This window comes from Helicobacter cinaedi CCUG 18818 = ATCC BAA-847 (assembly GCF_000155475.1).
Lineage (GTDB): Bacteria > Campylobacterota > Campylobacteria > Campylobacterales > Helicobacteraceae > Helicobacter_C > Helicobacter_C cinaedi.
Map to the genome: position 1 here is coordinate 1 of NZ_DS990395.1, position 567 is coordinate 567.

A 567-nucleotide genomic window follows, 5' to 3' on the forward strand; every position below is an offset into this window, starting at 1 on the left:
TAGGCAGGTATAGAATCTACTAAAATTTGAATTTTTATAGTGATTTAATATGGTTTCATTATTGATTGTAGCTTTATCATCTATGTATGATTTAAGCTCTAGCGGTGGCAAGATTGCACCATACCCTAGCCCAAGTCTATTAGTATAGCGACCCAAAACCCGAATATCAGTTCGTGTTTCATAAAAATCATTTCCTTTAATGCAATATTCTATGCCTATTCTTTTCATAATTCTTACCTTTTTTTCATAGGAATAAGCTGTCCTATCTACTTTTCCCGCCAACTCTTCGTCAAATTTTATATCGCCGCCATTAAGACATACAAATGATACAAAGTAAAGCCACATTATTTTTTTCATTTTCACTTTAACTCCCATAATTCAAGCTTGGCTGTTCCTATATTAGTCAAATAATAATTTCTAGCCATACCATTTTCCACATCTACAAATTTACTTCCATTCCAAAGGGTTGTGTGAGAATAATTTCCTTTCATTACGACAATTCCCTTTTTATCTTTAATCTGTTCTAGTGCTGCAGTTTTGCCACTATCTGTTGCTGTTATAGATATT

2 protein-coding genes are annotated in these 567 nt (G+C 32.6%); both read right to left on the bottom strand.

What is annotated here, in order from left to right; translation table 11 throughout:
* The coding region (locus tag HCCG_RS10500; protein WP_034548544.1) for a hypothetical protein at positions 1 to 357 on the bottom strand (357 nt) is incomplete at its 3' end.
* 2 nt (positions 358 to 359) lie between these two features.
* A partial coding sequence (locus HCCG_RS11755) for a T6SS effector amidase Tae4 family protein (protein ID WP_230197954.1) occupies positions 360 to 567 on the bottom strand: 208 nt, incomplete at its 5' end.